General features: G+C 34.9%; 2 protein-coding genes and 1 pseudogene. 1 reads left to right on the plus strand and 2 read right to left on the minus strand.

The window, feature by feature from the left end:
• Positions 1-83, minus strand: an 83-nt coding sequence (locus AC1DTM_RS24340; protein WP_477001093.1) for a helix-turn-helix domain-containing protein, incomplete at its 3' end; no start/stop codon positions are given.
• A gap of 142 nt (positions 84-225) precedes the next feature.
• On the opposite strand from AC1DTM_RS24340, the gene AC1DTM_RS24345 reads away from it, so the two are divergent.
• Entirely contained in the window at positions 226-933 is a 708-nt protein-coding gene (locus AC1DTM_RS24345) for an alpha/beta fold hydrolase (RefSeq protein WP_016104527.1), read from the plus strand.
• A gap of 77 nt (positions 934-1,010) precedes the next feature.
• Here the strand turns inward: AC1DTM_RS24345 and AC1DTM_RS24350 are convergent.
• Positions 1,011-1,568 (minus strand): annotated as a pseudogene (locus tag AC1DTM_RS24350) (hypothetical protein); the annotation flags it as partial.
• Positions 1,569-1,944: the final 376 nt, after the last annotated feature.

Raw genomic sequence — 1,944 nt, forward strand, 5'->3', positions numbered from 1 at the left:
ATGTAATGTAATTCCTTAGCTGCTAAACTAATGCTGTTCAAACGAGCCACGTATTTAAAAACTTTAAAATCAAAAACGTTCATTCTGTTCTCCTTATATAAAAGATATTTATATCATCTATAAATAAGCTTCATTATATTTATCAACCCACTTCATATACACTAATTATACATCATCAATATTACGAAAAAATAAGCATATAAACATTAGAGGAGTGTTGATTCAATGAGTACTTACGTTTTAGTACATGGAGCATGGCAAGGCGAATGGGCATGGGGATTTGTAAAACCTCAGTTAGAGGCTTTCGGACATACAGTTATTACACTAGACTTACCTGGAAGCGGTAAAGATACGACTCCTTCTCAGAATGTAACGTTAGATTCCTATGTTACTGCAGTAACGGATGCGATACATCAACAAAATGAAAATGTTATTCTCGTTGGACATAGTATGGGCGGCGTTGTTATTACACAAGCAGCTGAATATATACCAAATAAAATCGATAAATTAGTTTATCTTTGCGCATTTTTACCACAAAACGGTGAAAGTCTTGGTAGTAAATTAAATGGCGAAACCGGACCACAATTCTCTATAAATGAGAAAGACTTGACTGCAGAACTTATACCAGAGTTGATTGAACAAACATTTTTAAATGCTACAGAAGACGGTTCTATTAAAGAAACATCTTTTAATCAAATGCGTCCTCAACCGCTAGGACCGTTCCAACAAGAGCTAAAAATATCAGAAGCGAACTTTGGAACTGTAAATCGTATTTATATCGAAACAACTCTAGATAGAGCGATTCCGATTGATTTTCAGCGCCGAATGAATACAGAAACTCCTTGCACGAAAATAATTACTTTGGAAGCTGATCATTCACCATTCTTTTCTAAAACAACAGAACTTGTTAATTACTTAAATGAATTAAGCTAAATTTCATTTAATGAAAATAGACACCCGCGGGTGTCTATTTATTATGCTAACTAAAGATTGTATTTTCTTTTCTACATTTACATTCTCTTTTGCTTCATCTCCCACTTTTTATAAAGTAGTACTGCACCAAATAAGAATACCCCCGCAATGAATGAACCCACTGGTAACATTTTTATCATTTCATCAGGAAATACGAGCGGAAGTAATGGAAATGCGTAAGCCGCTGGAATGCGTATACCAACGATTTTTAATAAAATAAGCATCAATATCATATTTAATAAAGTAACTAACATCCATGAATCGATTGCAAAGTACAATAAAGTTCCAACAGTTGCCGATGTAGTTAATACTAGTATTTGTTTACATGCCATTTTTTCATTGTACATCGGCTTTTGAAGCGATTCATACACAACGACTAAAATAGGTGGAATGACCGCTAATTGTTCATAACCAGTTATCCAACATAAACTTATCCATACGAAATTTAGTATTAGAAATACTACCATATATTTATATTGTATTTTCACTTTTCTCTTAAGACCGTTATTCAGTTTAAATATAAGAACACCTAGCATTAATATGAATGTCAAAATGAAGACCGATATAACAAATGACCATTCAGTCGCATTTGTTACAGAATTTACGATACGGGAAAGCCCACGCAGGACTTTAGTCCGTCTTTAGACGTGGGATGAAAGYATCGTTTTTGCATAGCRAAACATGGTATRYTTTATTCATAGTCATGCAAAAGACTCTAAAACGACTGTTCTCTGAAMACAGAATACATATGAGGTTGGGGTAGCAAATTCTTCTACTCCGTAAAATGTATTAAGTCGTCATGCAAAAGACKTAAAAAYATTTGAGAACGAACAATCTGTACGGTATGGTCACAGTACCGTAGCCCACGAACCTATATGGTCTGTTGTGGGAGTGGTGATGGCACACCGCAATCTTGCACGTCAGCGATACCAGAAATGGACTTCGCCTTTGGTAGCAAGAATCCCATTGACG

The sequence above is a fragment of the Bacillus sp. P4_D3 genome (assembly GCF_056401855.1).